The organism is Pseudomonas sp. Ag1 (assembly GCF_000278565.1).
In the GTDB taxonomy this organism is placed as follows: domain Bacteria; phylum Pseudomonadota; class Gammaproteobacteria; order Pseudomonadales; family Pseudomonadaceae; genus Aquipseudomonas.
In genome coordinates this window covers 12,084-31,783 of the sequence record NZ_AKVH01000060.1, presented here as the reverse complement: position 1 = coordinate 31,783, position 19,700 = coordinate 12,084, and the positions used below count along the sequence as shown (strand labels likewise).

Sequence of the window (19,700 nt, the reverse complement as noted above, 5' to 3'; positions counted from 1 at the left end):
GGCGGGGGCGCCCGTAGGATGCGCCAGTCAATATTGGGATATGAGCATGTCGAAGAATCTGTTTGCGCCGTTTTGCCTGTTGGCCCTGACACTGGCGTTGAGCGCGTGTGGCAAGTCGGCGGACGACGCCGCCGAGGCGCCGCTGGCCAAGGTGCGGATCGAAACCCTGGAAGCCAAGCCCCTGTCCATCACCAGCGAGTTGAGCGGACGGATTGCCGCGCCACGCATCGCCGAAGTGCGCGCCCGGGTGGCCGGCGTGGTGTTGCAACGGGTGTTCAAGGAAGGCCATGACGTCAAACAGGGCGATGTGCTGTTCCGGATTGACCCGGCGCCGTTCAAGGCCGACCTCGACAGCGCCCAGGCCAGCCTGCGCAAGGCCGAGGCCAATGCATTCCAGGCGCGCCTGCAAGAGCAGCGCTACAGCCAACTGGTGGAAGGCAACGCCATCAGCGGCCAGGAATACGACAACGCCCGCGCCGCCGCCCGGCAAACCGCCGCCGATGTGGCCGCCAACCAGGCCGCCGTGCAGCGCGCCAAATTGAACCTGGGTTATGCCACCGTGACTGCGCCGATTTCCGGTCGGATTGGCCGTGCGCTGGTGACCGAAGGTGCGCTGGTGGGCCAGAACGAAGCCACACCGATGGCGCTGATCCAGCAACTGGACCCGATCCACGCCGACCTGACCCAATCCACCCGCGAGCTGAACGACCTGCGCCGGGCCTTTCGCGCCGGGCACTTGAAGCAAGTCGGCCAGGACCAGGCCAAGGCCACGCTGATCCAGGATAACGGCAGCCTGTACCCGCTGCCGGGCAAGTTGCTGTTCGCCGAGATCAGCGTCGACCCGGGCACCGGGCAGATCATCTTGCGCAGCGAGTTCCCCAACCCGGATCTCGACCTGCTGCCCGGCAGCTTTATCCGCGTGCGCCTGGAGCAAGCCGTCGACCAGCAAGGCATCAGCGTGCCGCAACGGGCGATCACCCGCGACAGCGCCGGGATCCCGATGGTGTTGCTGCTGGACGCCGAGCAAACCGTGAGCCAGCAGCCGGTAGAACTGGGTTCGGTGGTCAATGACCGCTGGGTGGTGACCCGCGGCCTGAAGGCCGGTGACCGTATCGTCGTCGAAGGCCTGCAACACGCCCGCCCTGGCGAGAAAGTCCAGGTCGACGACAGCCCCGCGCCCATCGCCCAGGCATCCGGCCAATAAGGATCGTTAAACATGCCGCAGTTCTTTATTGACCGCCCGATCTTCGCCTGGGTGGTCGCCCTGTTTATCCTGCTGGCCGGCGCCCTCGCCATCCCGCAGTTGCCGGTGGCGCAGTACCCCAACGTCGCGCCGCCGAAAGTCGAGATCTATGCGGTGTACCCGGGTGCCTCCGCGCAAACCCTGGACGAAAGCGTGGTCAGCCTGATCGAGCAAGAGCTTAACGGCGCCGATCACCTGCTGTATTTCGAATCCCAGAGCAGCCTCGGTTCGGCCACCATCACCGCCACCTTTCAGCCGGGCACCGACCCGGAGATGGCCCAGGTTGACGTGCAAAACCGTCTCAAGGCCGTGGAGCCGCGCCTGCCCCAAGCCGTGACGCAGCAAGGCTTGCAAGTGGAGAAAGTCTCCGCCGGCTTCCTGCTGCTGGTGACCCTGACCTCCAGTGACGGCAAGCTCGATGACGTGGCGCTCAGCGATTACCTGGCGCGCAACGTGATGAACGAACTCAAGCGCCTGGACGGTGTGGGCAAGGCCCAGCTGTACGGCGCCGAACGCGCAATGCGCATCTGGATCGACCCGCAGAAGCTGATCGGCTTCAACCTGACCCCGGCCGACGTCAACGCGGCGATTGCGGCGCAGAACGCCCAAGTGTCGGCCGGCAGCATCGGCGATTTGCCGGGCACCAAGACCCAGGAAATCACCGCGTCGATCCTGGTGAAAGGCCAACTGTCGACCCCGGCCGAATTTGCCGACATCGTGCTCAAGGCCAACCCGGACGGTTCCACCGTGCGCGTCGGTGACGTGGCGCGGGTGGAAATCGGCAGCCAGGAATACCAGTTCTCCACCCGCCTGAACGGCAAGCCGTCCACCGCCGTCAGCGTGCAGCTGTCACCGGGCGCCAACGCCTTGAGCACCGCAACCCTGGTGCGGGCGAAGATGGACGAACTGGCGCGCTACTTCCCGGCCAACGTCGAATACAAGATCCCTTACGACACTTCGCCATTCGTGAAGGTCTCGATCACCAAGGTGGTGTACACCCTGGGCGAGGCGATGTTGCTGGTGTTTGCGGTAATGTTCCTGTTCCTGCAAAACATCCGCTACACATTGATCCCGACGCTGGTAGTGCCCATCGCGCTGATGGGCACCTTTGCAACGATGCTGTTGCTGGGCTTCTCGATCAACGTGCTGACCATGTTCGGCATGGTGCTGGCCATCGGCATTTTGGTGGACGATGCGATTGTGGTGGTGGAGAACGTCGAGCGGATCATGGTCACCGAGGGCCTGTCGCCCAAGGAGGCCACCCGCAAGGCCATGGGCCAGATTACCGGGGCGATTGTCGGTATCACGCTGGTGCTGGTGGCGGTGTTCCTGCCGATGGCGTTCATGCCGGGTTCGGTAGGCGTGATCTATCAGCAGTTCTCGTTGTCGATGGCCACCTCGATCCTGTTTTCGGCATTCCTCGCCCTGACCTTGACCCCAGCCCTGTGCGCGACCTTGCTCAAGCCGATTGCCAAGGGCGAGCACCATGAGAAAGGCGGGTTCTTCGGCTGGTTCAACCGGCGCTTCGAGCAGTTCACCGACCGCTATGAAGGCTGGGTGGCCTACGCCCTCAAGCGCAGCGGGCGTTACCTGTTGATCTATCTGGTGCTGGTGGTGGGGCTTGGGGTGTTGTTCGCCCGCCTGCCCTCGTCCTTCCTGCCGGTGGAAGACCAGGGCTACACCATCACCGATATCCAGCTGCCGCCGGGTGCCAGCAAAAACCGCACGGTGCAGGTGGCCGAGCAGATCGAGGCACACAACGCCGGCGAGCCAGGCGTGGGCGATACCACGATGATCATGGGTTTCAGCTTCTCCGGTTCGGGGCAGAACGCCGCGCTGGCGTTTACCACGCTCAAGGACTGGTCGGAACGCAGCAGCAAGGATTCCGCCGCGGCCATTGCGGACCGTGCCAACGCGGCTTTCAGTGAGCTGAAGGACGCGATTGCCTATGCAATCCTGCCACCGCCGGTGGATGGCCTTGGCACCTCCAGTGGTTTCGAGTTCCGCCTGCAGGACCGTGGTGGCGTCGGCCATGCCGCGTTGATGGAGGCCCGCACCGAACTGCTGGCCGCTGCCGAGAAAAGCCCGATCCTGGCCAACGTGCGTGAAAGCGCCCTGGCCGAAGCTCCGCAAGTACAGCTTGAGGTGGACCGCAAGCAAGCCAATGCCCTGGGTATTTCCTTTGCCGATATCGGCAATGTGCTGTCCTCGGCCATCGGTTCGGCCTATATCAACGACTTCCCCAACCAGGGCCGCATGCAGCGGGTGGTGGTGCAGGCCGAAGGTGATCAGCGCAGCCAGGTGGCCGACCTGATGAAGATCCATGTGCGCAACAATGCCGGGAAGATGGTGCCGCTGTCGGCCTTCGTCGAGGCGCGCTGGATTCAGGGCCCCGCCCAGTTGACCCGCTACAACGGCTACCCGGCCATCGCGATTTCCGGTGAATCGGCACCGGGCCACAGTACCGGCGAGGCGATGGAGGAAATCCAGCGCCTGGTCAGCCAACTGCCCGCCGGCCTGGGCCAGGAATGGACTGGCCTGTCGTTGCAGGAACGCTTGTCCGGCTCCCAGGCCCCGCTGCTGCTCGGTTTGTCGCTGCTGATCGTGTTCCTGTGCCTGGCGGCGCTGTATGAGAGCTGGTCGATTCCGACCTCGGTGCTGCTGGTGGTGCCCCTCGGCGTGCTCGGCGCGGTATTGGCCGTAAGCTTGCGCGGGATGCCCAACGATGTGTTCTTCAAGGTCGGCCTGATTACGATCATTGGGCTGTCGGCGAAGAACGCGATCCTGATCATCGAGTTTGCCAAGGACCTGTATGACCAGGGTGAAGACCTGATCGACGCCACGTTGAAAGCCGCACGCCTGCGCCTGCGGCCGATCATCATGACGTCCCTGGCGTTCATCCTCGGCGTGGTGCCGTTGGCGATTGCCACGGGCGCCAGCTCGGCCAGCCAGCAGGCCATCGGTACCGGGGTGATCGGCGGCATGATTACCGCGACGCTGGCGGTGGTGTTTGTGCCGGTGTTCTTCGTCGTGGTCATGAAGCTGGTGCGCAAGCGCCACACGTAATAAATGCGCTATGGTGCTTACACATCTCTGATTTGTGAGCGCCATGCCCTTCCTCGCACGCACCCACCCTCGCCTGTCCTCCGCCGCCGTCCTGGGCCTGGCGGTGGGGCTCCTGGCTCCCGCCGACACGATCATCAGCAAAATCCTCATCGGCTGGAACGCCGGGGTCTGGACCTACCTGGTGCTGATGCTGTGGCTCACCAGCCATTCCCGGGCCGACGACGTGAAACGCATCGCCGAGATCGAGGACGAGAACGCCGGCCTGGTGTTGTTCATGGTGTGCATCGCGGCGATTGCCAGCCTGGCGACCATCACCCTGAACCTGGTGGGCACCAAGGACCTGAGCGATAGCCAGCGCCTGTTGCATTACGGCTTCACCGGCCTGACGGTGGTTGGCTCATGGCTGCTGATCGGGGTGATTTTCAGCGTGCACTATGCGCGCCTGTATTACACCTGGGACGGCCCCGAGCCGGCACTGCGCTTTGCCGAGGATTTACGCACGCCCAATTACTGGGACTTCCTGTACTTCTCGTTCACCATCGGCGTGGCGGTGCAAACGGCGGATGTCGGGGTTGCCACGCGTACCATGCGCAAGGTGGCGCTGGGGCAATCGTTGATCGGGTTTCTGTTCAACACGGCGATCCTGGGGTTCTCGATCAACATCGCCGCCGGATTGTTTGGATGAAGCTGCACAAACCTTCTAGACGCTAAGCCCCTGCAGGAGCGAGCTTGTTCGCTCCTGCAGTGTTCCATTCCATAGGTATTTTATGGCCGCCCACAACTGGATCGACCTGGCTCAGGACGCCGACACCGGCATCGAGACCCTGCGCGCGCATTTCGAGGGCCACGCCTACGACCCGCACTGGCACGACAGCTACCTGGTGGGCGTCACGGAACAAGGTGTGCAGCAGTTCAACTGCCGGCGCACCCGCCATAACAGCGTGCCCGGCCAGGTGTTCCTGGTGGAGCCCGGCGAGCTGCACGACGGCGATGCGCCCACGGCGGACGGTTTTACCTACCACATGCTTTACCTCGACCCGCAGTGGTTGGCGCGGGAAGTCAGCGCAGTGTTCGAAGAAGCGCCGCTCGACAGCCAGCTGGGGTTTGCCAGCACCCTGGCCAGCGACCCGCGCCTGGCCCTGGCCACCAGCCGGGCCTTCCAGACCTTGCACGGAGGTGAGCTGCGCATCGTGCGGCAACAGGCGATGGACCAACTGCTCGAACGCCTCACTGCGCAACTGCACTGGCGCACCCGCTACCATGAAGACCCTCGCCTGCCACGGGTGGCGCACAAGGCCCGGGAATACCTGCATGCGCACCTGCAGCAAGATGTGGGCATGGATGAACTGGCGCTGGCCTGCGGCGTCGATCGCTTTCGCCTTACCCGCGCCTTCAAGAGCGCCTTCGGCCTGCCACCCCATGCCTACCTGGTGCAACTGCGCCTGGCCCGCGCCCGGCATTGGCTGGCCAACGGCAAGCAACCCGCCGACGTAGCGATTGCCCTGGGCTTTGCCGACCAGAGTCACCTGGGGCGCTGGTTCGTGAGGGCGTATGGCCTGACGCCGGCGGCGTATCGCAAGCGGTGTTCAAGCGTTTTGCAGCGCTAGCTGCGCCACCACCACTCGTCGGCACTGTCAATTCTCACAGGTTCGCCACGCCCCCCGATAGGTGTTTGATCTTCTTGTCAGCAGTCGGCCACTCAGGGCCGCGCCTCATTCAAGGAAGCCTGTCCATGCCCAATTTCCCCATAGCCCCGGATAATGCGCCGCTGGGCGACAACAACCCGCCCGGCAACGCCCTCGTGCTGCATAACCCATCGTCAGGCCTGGCGTCGCGCCGCGTCGAAGACCTCGACCCACCCAAGTCGGCCTATCCGTCGGTCCCGCTGGATGCCACGCTGTATCCTGAAAGAGGGGTCTACGGCCTGGGAATCCGCCACGTGCGCCCCTTTGCCCAGTGGACCTTCGAACGCTGGTTCAACTTCAATTACGACTTCTACGCCCTCTACCTCAACGACCTGGTCAATGCAGTCGCCGCCGATATTGCGCTTGAAGACCGGGACCGTTACGACTTGTTCGTCCCCGAAGAATTCATCCCCGAAGGCGACGTCCAGATATACGGCCGCGTAGTGCGGGCCGGCAGCGGCCAGGAGAGTACGTCGCCGCTGCAAACCATCCTGATCAAGACCACCCGCCCCGGTGGCCGCGATAACGACCCCGGCAGCAAATGGCACCCGGGCCTGGTGATGACGGTGGAAGGCCTGCCTGAGGGCTCCACCGTTAATATAGATAATGCCAACAGCGGGGTCTGGTGCCTGATCCAGCGCTATGAAAACCTGCGCCAGAATGACCAGATCGAGCTGTCGTGGGATGGGGTTTTAGTCACGCATATCGTCAGCCCGGCCGAAGTCGCGGGTTCAGGGCCGATTCGCGTCTTTGTCTCCAGGGACATCATTTTGCAGGGGGGGCATTTCGGCAAGCTGACCCTGCGGTTTCGGGTCTCGGACGTGGTGCAAAACTTCTCCGGGGATAAATACCAGTATTCCAAACCCTACTTCCTGGACAGCGAGCTGGATCCAAACCTGCTTTCTGCACCGATCTTCCTGGTGGATGGCGAAGAGGCGACCCAGATCGACTTCGATACCCAGAGCGAGGCAACCTTCGAAGTGCTGGTGACGGTGCCTCGGCAAACCCCGGCGCCCCTGCCGCGGCACCAATTGGCGGTGACGTTGTTCGGTACCCTGGGCGACGGTTCGACCCAGGTGTTCCCCTTGGCCCCGGTGGTGGACAGAAACCTCAGCGTTGAATTTGTCACCGTCGACCGGGAGATTATCGAACAACTGGTGGGCGGGTCCTTCCGGGTCTCGTTCCAGTGGCTGAAAAACGACGGCCGCGTGGAGCAATCCGGCAGTACCTCCGTCAGCGTGGTGGGCACGCCGGTGGCGATGCCGGCAGTGACGGTCGCACCGATCGAGGTGGGGCTGATCGAGCCCGATCAGGACATCACCGTGCAGATCCCCTTCTACGAACCCCACAACCCGGACTGGCTGGAAACCCTGGTGATCGAACATATCCGTCCTGGCGGCGGCGGCGAAGACTACGTGGAAGAACAACTGGCGGGCGCCCAGGGCGGCACGCGCTACGTCAGCAAAGAGCACCTGAAACAGTTTGAAGGCGTGGGCGACATCGCATTTTATTACCTGGTCAACGATGGCGCCGGCCACGTCCTGGACGGCAACGCATTGACCACTCGCAAGTCCCGCGAGCTGTTCGCCCACGTGGGTGAACGCATCGGCAACATGCCGACTGCACACCTGGAAGGCGCCCTGGGCAACAACATCGACCCCAGCCATGTGACCACGCCCACCTTGCTGCTGACCCTGCCCCTGACCTTGCCCGCCCCGCACGGGCAGACCGAAGAAGGTGACCTGATCCACTGGAACGCCATCGGCTCCGGCCTTGACGGCTCGGCCAGTGGCGTTGTGCGCATCAACGGCGGCACGGCAGGCAAGCCCCTGGTTTTCCCGGTGAGCCGGGCGATCCTCGACAACAACAATAATGGCAGCCTGCGCATTACCTATAGCCTCGAACGCAGCGGCCCGCCACGCCTGGTATTGCGCTCCGAGGTGCTCAACCTGACCGTGGGCCGCGGCGTGCAACTGGACCGTCCGGTTATCGACGGCGCCACCCTGTTCCCCGACGCACTCAACCCCCTGGCCGCATTGAGCGGCGCCAAGGTCATCGTGAGATACCGGCCGATGCAGGCCACCGACCAGATCAAGGTCGACTGGTTGAGCCGCGACGGGCTGGGCAGTGCCACCGAGTACACCCTGGGCAACCCGTCCACCAACGAAGTATTCGTGACCATCCCGGCGCGCACCATCGCCAGGGGTATTCGCCCCGGTGGCAACCAGATCAGCGTGCAATACCACTTCAACCGTGGCGCCTTTCCGTACCCTTCGGACACTGTCGACCTGCACCTGCTTCCCCTCACCGGGCTGCCCACACCGACGATCGACGGCATTGGCGACAGCACCCTGCTCGACCTGTCGAAACTCAATGACCAGGCCCGCGCCCGTGTATCCGTCTGGCCGTTTATCGATGCCGGGCAGTTTATGTGGATGAGTTGGGAGGGCACGTTTGCCGACGGCAGCCCGTACCGCGAGGACACCTACACCGCCAACCTGGTCACCGAAAACGGTGCCGCCAACGGTATCTCGCCACCCGCGCCAGTGGACAAACTGCAGCGCTTGATGGATGGCTCGCACCTGACCATCCGCTTCTGGGTCAGCCTGGCAGAAAGCCCCGACAAGAACACCGCCGTGCTGTTTGGCGTGCGTGAACACCGTGTGCAAACCCTGCCCGCCGTGCTGCCACACCCACGGTTCAACGACCAGCCCGGGGCAACGCTGACCATTCAGCCGCTGGACCACGTAGACAACGCCAGTGTCACGGTGGCGTATGGCGGCATGAATCCAAGCCATTCCATCCAGTTGCAATGGATTTTCCCGGATGGCGGTGTTGCGGATATTGACGCCAAGGACGGCCTGGACGGCGGTCGTGTGGATTTCGTCATTACCAATGAAGTGCTGGCAGACAGCGTCGGCAAAACCATTGAGTTGCGCTATGTCGCCACCATCAATGGCAGCCCGGTGCCTTCAGAAACGCAGGTATTGACAGTGGCCAGGATCCCGGCGGGAAGACCGCCACAACCGCGAATCAATAACATGAACAGCGGCACAACCCTGGACCTCCAGGCGTTCACCGGGGATGCACACGCCTCAGTAGCCAAATGGGAATTGAGCAAGCAAGGTCAACGTGTATGGATCACGCTGGAGGCGGCAGGTGTAGAACCTTTGTCGGTGCTGAGGGCACACGCCATTACTGCTGCTCAAGCGGCCAACGGCATCACCAACCAAGCTGTCTCCCGCAGCTGGCTGGCAAGCCTGGGGAAAAACACTACGTTCACGGTGACCTGCAAAGTGACGTATGACGGCAGTGACGATGAGTCAAAAGCCATCCCGCTCCTGCAAAGTACCTATACCGTGACATGGCTAGCGGAGGTCAAATTTATTCCTACCCTCCTCCACTCATCAAACGGGGTCGTCGTCAGCCCTGACGGGCGCCGCGTTTATGTCGCTGTTGGCGCGGGTGGTAGAACTGCGATTTACGTTATCGACACAGCAACGGACGCCATTATTCACTCGGCTTCGTATGACATTCAGTCCAGTGGGCACCTTGCAATTCACCCGGACGGATCAAGACTCTACCTGGACCTGGTCCGCACCAGCATAGCGGTAATCAGTACAACCTCCTTCGCCAGAGTTGCGACCTATGCCACCGTAAATGAAATTATAGTGGACTTGGCGATCAATACTGCAGGCACTCGGCTATATGTTACTGCGAGGAGCGGTGCTTATACTTACGACGCCGCCACCGGCAATCGGATAGCTCAAATAGCGGGTCAGTCTCGCTTCATCGCCCGCTCACCTAATAATACGCGTGCCTATCTTACGACCTATGGCGGCGGTTTCAACGCGGTTGATACGACTGTTATCAATACTGCAAACAATAGTGTTGTAACTGTCATTCAGGGAGTGATTGGGCCCATGGCTTTAAGTACCAACACCCCTCGCCTCTATTTGGCGAGAGCTGATGGCTTGGCGATAATAAACACCAACACCAACAGTTTGGTGACCGTGATTGGGGTGGGATGGGGAAGGTCGGTTGCAGTCAACCCGGTACTTCCTCATGTCTATACGGCAGGGTACAGGGTCTTCAACATATTTGACACAAATACGGACAGGCTTATAGCGACTGTACCCGTGGACATTGGGTTTGGATCTGGCAATATTGCAGTACTTCCAAACGGTTCAAAAGCTTATTTCACCGACAGTGACTCGCAAGGACTCTATGTCATGCGTTATTGATTAACTAACCGAGGTATAACCGGGACAGGTCCATCTAAACCATGGACTTGTCCCTTTTTTTGTCCCCTATAGCTCTCCCGCCACTATCCCCTGCCCGTGTCCGCACGCCCCTGCTCAAACCTTCCAGACACGCCACCACGCCCCTGCAACCATCGACTCCATCGCCCCACCTACGGAGTCGCCCCACCATGTTCCCTACCCTGTTGCCCTTCCTGTTATTCGCTTTTGTAGCCTCCATCACTCCTGGCCCCACCAATATCCTGGTGCTGAGTAACAGCGCACGGTATGGCTTCAAAGCCGCACTGCCTATCGTGCTGGGGGCATGCGCGGGGGCGGCGGGGATTGTGCTGCTGGTAGGCTGCGGCGTTGGCCAGTCGCTGGCGCACTGGCCCCGGGTGCAGGCAGCGATGCAATGGCTGGGGGTCGCCTGGCTCAGCTACCTTTCCTGGCAGATCTTCAGCGCCCCCGCCGAGTCAATCGACCCGGCTGCCGTGCAAAAACCCCTGGGCCTGGCCGGCGCCGCCAGCCTGCAACTGGTCAACCCCAAGACCTGGATGATGGCCCTGGCGGTGGTGAGCGTGTTTGCCGGCAATGGCGATGAACGCCAGAGCCATGTGCTGTACCTGTCGCTGGCGTTCTTTGTGATCGCCTTGCCGTGCCTCGGCGCGTGGGCATTGCTGGGGGTTGGAAGCAGCCGGGTGTTTCGCTCGCCCAAGGCGATGCAACGGTTCAACCGCTGCATGGCGGTGTTGTTGCTGGTCTCAAGCTGGCTGAGCGTCTGGGTGTAGACACAACCGTTCGTCGGCACTGTCAGTTTTCACAGCTATCCGCTATCGGGGCTGCGGGTGTTTGATTTCCCTTGCCTATATGCACAGCCAGCGCTGTGCGTGACTTCCAGCAAGGAGTGGTCAGCATGCCCAACCAACCGATCGACCCCGATGACAATGCCTCGGTCATTGAAGCCCCAGGTGTACCTGTTTCCGACAGCCCCCTGACCCTCCTTGAGCCCGCGCCCCTGCCGGTGATCACGGCTGAAGACCTGGCCCCGCCCTATTCGGCGTTCCCGCCGGTCTCGCTTGACCAGTATCCCGATGAACCTTACGCCTATGGCCTGGGCATTCGGCATGTTCAGCCCTATGCGTATTTCGTCCTGGAAAAATGGCACACCTGGGCCATCTTCGACGCCTTTGAGTTGTACCTCAATAACGATCTTCTGGCGTCTGGTGTCGTCGAGTTGGACCAGGATCGTTATGGCATGTACGTCATCGCCGAACGCATGCCTGAAGGTGAAGTGCAAGTGCGCGCGCGGGTACTGCGCGCAGGCAGTGGCCAGGAAAGCACCTCGCCGCCGCAAAGCATATTGATCAAGACCACCCGTCCCGGCGGGATAGAGAACAATGGTGACGACAAATGGCACAGTAAACTGAGCCTGAGTGTCGACGGCTTGCCCGAAAGCAGCACGATCAACATGGAGACGATCAGTCGCGGGTTATACGCCGTGATTGCGCCCTATCCGAACGTGCGCAAGAACGACACCATTGAGTTCTATTGGGACGGAGTTGAGATCAGGCACCTGGTCACGGCCGCCGAGGCCGCCGGTATCCAGCCGATCAGGGTATTTATCAGCCAGGAAAATATTCTCAAGGGCGGCCTCAACGGCGCACTCACCCTGCGCTTCAGGGTGTTCGATGTGGTTCAGAATTACTCAGGGGAAAAATACCAGTACTCCAAGCCGTATGGACTGGTCGCCGAACTGGACCCCAGCTTGATGAGCGCGCCGTTTTTCCTGGTGGATGACGCGGAAAGCCGGCAAATCGATTACGACACGCAAAGTAATTCACTGTTCGAAATCCTGTTGCAGACCCCACGGGTGACACCGGCCCCGCTGCCCCCAAACCAGGTCACGATTACCCTGACGGCCACGCTGGCGGACGGCACGATCGAAGAACTGGTGCTTGATCCTGTCGAAGTCAGGAACGGTCGGGAAGAGATCTTCCCGGTGGACCGCGATTTGATCGAGCGCGTCATCGGCGGCTCGTTCAGGGCTTCATTCGTCTGGCACACCGCCACCGGTGGGCACCTCGGGCAGTCTGGCAGTGTCACCGTGACGGTGGTGGGTACACCGACCTCGATGCCGGCAGTGACCGTGACCCCGAGCGAGCTGGGCCTGATCAACCCCGACGATGATGCGTTTATCAGCATCCCGTCCTACCAGCCACACGCCTACGATTCGATGGAAACCCTGGTCATCGAGCAGATTGTTCCAGGGGGCGGTGGAATGCGCTATTCCGACCCGCAACTGGCCGGGGACCAGGGTGGCACGCGCCGGGTTCCAAGCGAAATACTGCAACAGTTCAAGGGGCTCGGTGATGTCGCGGTGTATTACCTGGTCGATGACGGCGCAGACAGCCAGTTGCATGCCTACGGTGCGCTGATTGAACGCAAATCCCGGGTGCTGACAGTACGCATCGACGAACGCCTCGAAACCATGCCTGCTCCCACCCTGCAGGGGGCGATTGACGACAACGTTGACCCGGTTGACGTAGTGGGCGACAGCGTGCTGCTGACGCTACCCTATACGGCAACCAGGAGCCGCGACCATATCCAATGGAACATTGTGGGCACGGGCACAGGCGGTTCCGCCAGCGGTTCGGTGACGATCAACGGTGCGACACAGGGCCAGCCACTGGTACTGCCGGTCAGCCGTGCGGTGCTGGATAACAACTTCGATGGCCAACTGCGCATCACCTACAGCCTGGAACGCGAAACCCCGCTGCCCAAACTCACCTTGCGCTCGTTTACAACCCTCCTGACCGTGGGCCGTGGCGTGGAACTGGATGCGCCTGAAGTCGTGGAAGCCGAGCAGTACCCTGACCGGCTTGACCCGCTGGTGGCTCAATCGGGTGCAACGGTGCTGGTGAAATACCGGCGCATGCGCGAGAGCGAATCGTTTTCAGTGAAATGGGTGACGGCCGATCTGCTGGGCAGCACCGTCGAAACGGGTTGGGGCAACCCCGACACCAATGAAGTGGGTGTGCCGATAGAGGCCCGTACCATTGCCAAGGGCATTCGCAACGAGCGTAACCGCATCAGTGTGCAATACAGTTTTACCCGCAGCGGGTTTCTCCATGAGTCGGATACTCTGAACCTGGACTTGCTGCCGTTGAGTGGCTTACCCACACCAACCATCGACGGGGTCGGCAACAGCGTGATCCTGCCGACGAACGAGCTCGTCGCTCAAGCCCGCACCCGTGTGGCGGCCTGGCCTTTGGCCTTTGAAGAGCAGTTCATGTGGCTGCAATACACGGGTACCAACACCGACGGCAGTGCGTTCAACCTGGACACTTTTATCGCCGCCCCCGTTGGAGAAAGCGCCACCCTGGGTGTCTCGCAACCCATACCGTTGGCGGAGCTGCAAGGTCTCAGGAACGAGTCGCACCTGACCATTCGCTTCTGGGTCAGCCTGGCCGAAAGCACTGATAAAAACACCGCAGTATTGTTTGGTGTACGCGAGCATATTATCCAGTCGATCCCCGCCACATTGCCGCGCCCGGCCTTTGCCAATCTGCAGGGCGCCACCTTGACCATCGACCCACAGGACTGGCAGAACAACGCCTATGTGGCGGTGGCCTATAACGAAATGACCGCGGCCCACCGCATCGCCCTCGAGTGGATTTACCCGAACGGCACCATGGCGACCATCCCGGCACAGAACGGTAACACCAATAAGCGCGTCGACTTTCAGATCAGCCGGGACATCCTCGCCAACAGCGCGGGCAAATTGATCGAGCTCCGTTATATGGCGACGATAGGGACGAATATTGTCCCGTCAGAGCCCCAGAAGCTGAGCGTTAACCGCGTTCCGTCGTCGGCCCTGCCTCGGCCGTCTATTAACGGGATTGCCAATGGCGGCGTTCTGAACCTGAACAATTTCAGCGGTAATGCCACGCTCAGCGTTGCACCATGGCCGTTGGCTGTTGCAGGGCAGAAGGTTTGGGTACAACTCTCCAGGTCCGGTAGCGCGCCTTTGAACGTGCTGACAAACTACAGCCTGCAGGCGGGAGAAGTATCTACCGGCTTGGTGAATAAGCCTGTGCTGCGCTCATGGCTGGATGGGCTACCCAACAACAGCACCATTACCGTAACCTGCAAAGTGGCTTTTGATGGCAGTAGTGTTGAGTCAGCCGCCATTACCTTCCCCATTGCAAGTTACAGCATTATCTCTTCACTGAGAATCGATCAAAGCCAGCTTAATTTGAATGGTATTAAGGTGATCACTAACTGGCCAGCAACCGGGCTGGACTGGCCAGGCAATACAGCAACCCGCACAGCAAGCGGCGGCGTGAGTAACTATAGCTACGCTTCCAGCAACCCTAATGTTGCTTTTGTGGACGCCAACACAGGCAAAGTAACCGGCCTCCGTAACGGTCAAGCGACTATTACTGTGAGAGATAGGAACAACGTCTCGCGAGCGTACGCAGTGGTTGTTTCCAATATTTTTCAACTACGCATTAACGAAACACAGCAATCTCCACAAGCTCAAATAAATTGGATGAGATCAATTGGAGGCAGCATAGTTTCCAGTTGGACGCTACTGCAAACACGCTACACCCCTCCGGCTCGCTCAATTCCGTACGGATTGTGTTATTTCGATGCTAGCGGCAGGTGGTATTACTTTGTTCAGGCGTCAAACAGCGGAACACCAATTTACTCCATTAACGGACTGCCGAATTGGCCGGCATGGTGCATCACTCCGTTTTAGCAAATAACCGGGACAGCTTTATTCAACTCCCAAAAACCCACCCACAAAAAAAGGAAGCCTCGGCTTCCTTTTTCTTACCCCTGTTTCCTAGAAATCGTAACGCACTCCCACATTAACCCCCCACGGCTGATCCACCTTCTTGCCTTGGGCATGTTCAATATCAGCGTGCAGCTTGACGTTCTTCGACACCGACATCGCCACGCCCGCTGCCACTTCAATACGCGAACCGAACACATCGTTGTTGAAGCGCTGGTCGTTCACCTTGACCTTGTTGCTGTGGTTGAACTCATGGGCCAACGCTGTACGCAGGTAGGGCTGCAGCACCCCGCCGCTCTCCAGCTGGATATTCTTGCCACCTGTCACGCCGAGCTTGCCCACCACGGAGGCGCTGCGATCACCCTTGGCCTGCAGGCCATTGTCCAGCTCGTAACTTTGCGCCTGGATAATCGCTGTGCTCAGTTGCGAGTACGGTTCTACAAAGTAACCATCGTCGAGCTTGATATGCCGGCCGACTTCCGCCGATGCGCTCACGGCATTCTGCGTGTAGTTGCCCTTGGCACGCTTGCCGTCGCTCATGGTCACGTTGACCTCGTTGTGCAAGCGGTTGAGCTTGACCACGCCGTCGAAGTACAGCCCGCTCTCGTCGTCGATCCAGGTGGCATACCCCCCCAGGTAGTAGCTGTTGACCTTGCCGCTGCCGGAAGTGTTGGCGCTGATGTCGGACGTGCTGTGACCCGCCATGACACCGGCCATCCACTGGCCATCTCCGCCCGACAATGGCGCATCGGCACCCAGGCTCAGGCCACGCTGGTTTTGCGTGTAGCCACCACCGTCCTTGTTCCCGGCTACCTCGTATTTGTTGCCGTAGCCACGCATCCAGAACCCGTTGCTCTGGCCGTCGCTGAAACGCAGTTCACCCATGCGGGTACGCAGCAGGGACATCTCGCCGTACAGCACGGTGGGGGCCGTGTTGAACAACGCCATTACGGTTTTGGTGCTGTTGCTGGTGCCACGACGGTTAGGGTCGAGGTACCAGTCGGTGTCTTCCTTCTTCAGCCCGTAGGAATAGGCGCCCACATCCACGGTGTCGCCGTCCAGCGAGAAGTGCGCATCGCCACCTTCGGTGTGCACCACACGAATCGGCAAGGCACTCGCCAACTCGGAGCCGGTCGCCGCCAACAGCAGGCTGTGGTTGCCCGTGGCAACCCCGTTGACGTTGAGCAAGTCAGTCTGGCCGGTGCTGAAGTCGGTGTGCATCACATAGCTGCCGTCACCCGACAGGCTGTTGACGTCCAACTGGAAGAACTCATCGGCGCCGCCAAAGTGCACGGTGCCGCCGCCCATGATCAGGTCGCCCACTGAACTGTCATCCACCAGCATCCAGTGGGACGCTGAATTGACGCTCAACTCGGCGACGTTCTGCAGTTTGCCGGTGAGCCAGGAGCCATTGTTGAGCTGCAACCTGGCGGTGCTGCCGTCTTCGGCCACGACATCGCCGACCAGGAAGCTGCGGTCGACGTTCATGTTGGCGGTGGCGCCGTTCATGACTTCCAGCAGCACACCGTTTGCGCCGGTCAGCGTGGAGCCATTGAGTACATGAATATCAGCAAGGGTGGATTCCCCGGGCCGGAACGAGCCGACCTGAATCGCCGAACCGGTCTTGCCCTCGACGCTCGAGCGGTCGAGGATCAGGCTGCTGGCCAAAGTCGGGTCGTTATCCACGCCCATCTTCACGCCAATGTCTCCACCAACGATGCTGGTATTGAACGCACGGGCCTGGCCATTGAACAGTTCGATACCCACGCCATCATCTGCGGTCGCCTCGACACGCGAATCGGTCAGGTCCAGCACACTGTGGGCACTGGCCGAGGCACCGCGGGTGCTGCCGGTGATGTGACTGTTGACGACCGTGACGCTGGAACCATTGGTGGCGCCCAGGGAACGGGCCGCTGCCAGCCCGGTTCCGTTGTTGTGGGTAATGTTGCTGTTGGTGATCAGCACGTTGCTGCCCGTGACATGAACCCCGGCCCTTGCCGAATCCCGCGCAACGACGTCCGAACCATCGATGCGGATGTCGGAGTTGATTGCGGCAATGTCCCGGGTGCTGCTGCCGGCATTGACAATCAGGGTTGCGGAATTGGCAGTGATTTGCAGGGTGGGCACTCCCAGAACCGTCAGGCGGGAACCTGCACGCAATTCAAAAGTGTCAGGGCGCGGGCCAGGCCCCGCCATTTCATCCGGGCCGGTCACGACACGCGCTTCGGACAGCTGCGCCATGAGCATCAGCAGCGTGACGGCCTTGGCCTTGAAGGCAAGGCTTAAGGGAGTTGGTTTGAAATTGAATGGAGCTGACATCTTTACGGACCTCTGGGTTGGCGTTCCTTTACGGAAAAAAACTGGCCGGTTCCGAAAAGCGTGTGGACCCTGCCAATCAAGCGGCGCCCAAGGTACCCAGAGCTGTTCCCAACATCTGTAGGACTAATCCCAAGGTGCTGTGCTGAAAGTGAATGCAGTTTGTAGTCGACCCAACGGCAAAAATGCCAAAGAGGAGCAAGGCTCCTCTTTGGCATTAGGGCTCAAACAAGTATCAAGGAAGCGGGACGGCAGTACCGTCGCAGAAAAAGCCATTCGTTCCACCTATCCGAACCCCGCGAACAAGAGGATGCGCTTCATCGGAAGGTAATGGTCCTTCGGGCAGGTTGATGGTGTACCAGATCCGCGCGGAGCCGGCCAGCCTTGCACCCGAGTGGGGCTGGATGGGTTTGTAGATGGTCTCATAGGGCCCCAGGAGCAACTCGAACCCAGAATTGATCATGGCTTGCGTGAGCGGTATGGAGTCCACACGACCCACTGCTGCCGGGACCGCTACCATTCCTGCATTGTCGCTGTAGCCCTGCCAGTGCAGCGTAACCACCATCCTCAGTTCAAAGTGCTCCGAAGACGGGATAAACACCACAACGTTTCCGGGAGGATTTTCAGGCCTGAACGTAGTGCAGTTGATCGCCCCTGCGTCCGACAGATGTCGTACCACCGGCGGGGCAAGCTCTTTGAAGTTGGCATTCACCGTCACCGTGGTGTCAGGGGAAAACTGGCGGTTGGTGCTGGCCCCTTGGGCAATGGTGTAGAACACCGTCTTGCGGCCATTGCCATGACGCTCAATGAAGCTCCACGGGATTGAGAGCGGAATCACCTGGCCAGCCGAGGCGCCAGTCACCGGTTGGGTAGCAACGAGTTCGCCCGAATAATAAAGGCGGATCGTAAAGTCGCTGGCATCCGGTGTGGGTGCCGTACTCCATAACGTTACCCGAGCAATTGCAGGCCGGTTGGCGTGGTCGCGCTCCAGTTCGTCGTCGGGGCCCTCGGTACCGGTTGCGTCCACCCCGTTCACGACTACGGGCAGCAGGTCATCGTTGATCGGGTCCGGGCCAATGGGAGTGGGGCCGACAACAAACAGGTCCAGGTTGACGGTGGTGGTCGGTGTCGCCGGGTTGTTGACAGACCGCCGCCGCACCACATAGGAAACGGTCAACGGCAATAGCCCTCGAGTGGCGCCATACAGGATTTCCAGCACCCTGTACGGAACGTAAACCTCCGCCGGGAAACGGCTGTTGCCCAGTGGCTGGGCCTCCAAGTTAACGGTGGTGATGCTTGTCCTCAATGTGACGAGGAATTCATCTCCATCGACGCCGCGCAGAAAGTTCGTATATTCAGGAATACGCACGATCATGCCGCCGTCCAGCGCAACGTCCGCCCGATCAATCAATACATCGCCGGGGGGTGAGGTTCGGCCAACCAGGGGGGCCAGCAGGTTCTCGGGCGCAGGAAACAGGCCCACGTCCATCTCGTAGGCAGTCGAAAGCCGCGCCCAATTCCCTGCCGCGTCGAACAACTCATACCGCAAATTGCGCAGGCCATCCGGATTGGCGTCAACCACGGATAATGGCAATGGAAAGCTCAGGTCCGCAGGCAGATTCCAGCGTGGCGAAGGATCGGGCGGGTTGGGTGCATAGGGCGTATCGGAGCCATTATAGTAAAGATACGCCCAATCGCCGTCTGCCCAACCATGCGCCACATAATCCGGGATCGTAAACACTGCAGACTCATTGGGCTTGCTTTCAAAGTAGTCGCGGTCGGCAGGTGTCGGCAGGTCGGCAGGCGGAATCGGCGCCGGCGGTGCATCGGGGGAAATGGCATACGGTGGTGTCAGGTCAACGACAACGGTCTGCGGATCTGATTCGGAATAGTTGTCAACGCCACGTACGTTAATTCCGTACTTGATTTGGTACCGCCCCGCGGGCCGCCGACCTTGAGCAATGTTCACCGGTGTCTCAGGCCCTGGGCAACAACGGTGAAATTATAAATGGGCGTGCCCCACTCGGTGTCATCGAAATTTTTCCACCAAACAGTGACAATATCGTCAAGCGTCGGATGGGTATCGGCGTCAGGCCATAGTGGAATAGAGAAATTCAAATTCTCACGCAGGTTGTACTCCCGTGAAAGCAATCCAGGGTACCCAGGCACCTCACCTTCAAGACGACCATCAGGCAAGTAGTCAGCCGTATTGGCACTTCGATTCTTTGCATAGTTACGGATAAAGTCGAGCGTGTCCTTTTTCATTACGTGTCTCCAGATATTAAGACGAATTACATCTCACCCACACTTCCCTACCATTGACGTAGCCGTTCGCGTCGCGAGACAAA

Annotated in this window: 10 protein-coding genes; 7 read left to right on the top strand and 3 right to left on the bottom strand. The window is 60.4% G+C overall.

Annotated features, from left to right (window positions below):
- The first annotated feature begins 46 nt into the window (after positions 1-46).
- The 7 genes from A462_RS29230 (at position 47) to A462_RS29260 (ending at position 15,000) form a co-directional block, all read left to right on the top strand.
- The gene (locus A462_RS29230) at positions 47-1,204 is read left to right on the top strand and encodes an efflux RND transporter periplasmic adaptor subunit (protein WP_032898715.1); all 1,158 of its coding nucleotides are present in this window, start codon (positions 47-49) and stop codon (positions 1,202-1,204) included.
- Between the two features lie 12 nt (positions 1,205-1,216).
- Positions 1,217-4,309 carry an efflux RND transporter permease subunit gene (locus A462_RS29235; protein WP_003214052.1) on the top strand — a complete coding sequence of 1,031 codons (3,093 nt, stop codon included), beginning with the start codon at positions 1,217-1,219 and terminating at the stop codon, positions 4,307-4,309.
- 43 nt (positions 4,310-4,352) lie between these two features.
- The gene (locus tag A462_RS29240) at positions 4,353-4,994 is read left to right on the top strand and encodes a DUF1345 domain-containing protein (RefSeq protein ID WP_008431234.1); all 642 of its coding nucleotides are present in this window, start codon (positions 4,353-4,355) and stop codon (positions 4,992-4,994) included.
- A gap of 82 nt (positions 4,995-5,076) precedes the next feature.
- Positions 5,077-5,916, top strand: coding sequence for an AraC family transcriptional regulator (locus A462_RS29245; RefSeq protein WP_008431232.1), 840 nt, complete (start codon positions 5,077-5,079; stop codon positions 5,914-5,916).
- Positions 5,917-6,041: 125 nt separating this feature from the next.
- Positions 6,042-10,238: a YncE family protein gene (locus A462_RS29250; RefSeq protein ID WP_008431230.1), complete on the top strand. Its 4,197-nt coding sequence runs from the start codon at positions 6,042-6,044 to the stop codon at positions 10,236-10,238.
- A gap of 188 nt (positions 10,239-10,426) precedes the next feature.
- Positions 10,427-11,026, top strand: coding sequence for a LysE family translocator (locus A462_RS29255; protein ID WP_008431228.1), 600 nt, complete (start codon positions 10,427-10,429; stop codon positions 11,024-11,026).
- A gap of 125 nt (positions 11,027-11,151) precedes the next feature.
- A complete protein-coding gene (locus tag A462_RS29260; protein ID WP_008431225.1) occupies positions 11,152-15,000 on the top strand; it encodes an Ig-like domain-containing protein in 3,849 nt (1,282 codons plus the stop codon).
- 87 nt (positions 15,001-15,087) lie between these two features.
- Here A462_RS29260 and A462_RS29265 read toward each other — a convergent pair whose 3' ends face one another.
- From A462_RS29265 to A462_RS34770, 3 genes are all read right to left on the bottom strand, one after another.
- A complete protein-coding gene (locus A462_RS29265) occupies positions 15,088-17,355 on the bottom strand; it encodes an autotransporter outer membrane beta-barrel domain-containing protein (RefSeq protein ID WP_008431223.1) in 2,268 nt (755 codons plus the stop codon).
- 232 nt (positions 17,356-17,587) lie between these two features.
- Positions 17,588-19,321, bottom strand: a complete 1,734-nt coding sequence (locus tag A462_RS0132255) for a hypothetical protein (protein ID WP_238544205.1) — start codon at positions 19,319-19,321, stop codon at positions 17,588-17,590.
- Positions 19,318-19,617, bottom strand: coding sequence for a hypothetical protein (locus tag A462_RS34770; protein WP_008431221.1), 300 nt, complete (start codon positions 19,615-19,617; stop codon positions 19,318-19,320). The genes A462_RS0132255 and A462_RS34770 overlap by 4 nt, the downstream gene beginning before the upstream one ends.
- Positions 19,618-19,700 lie beyond the last annotated feature (83 nt).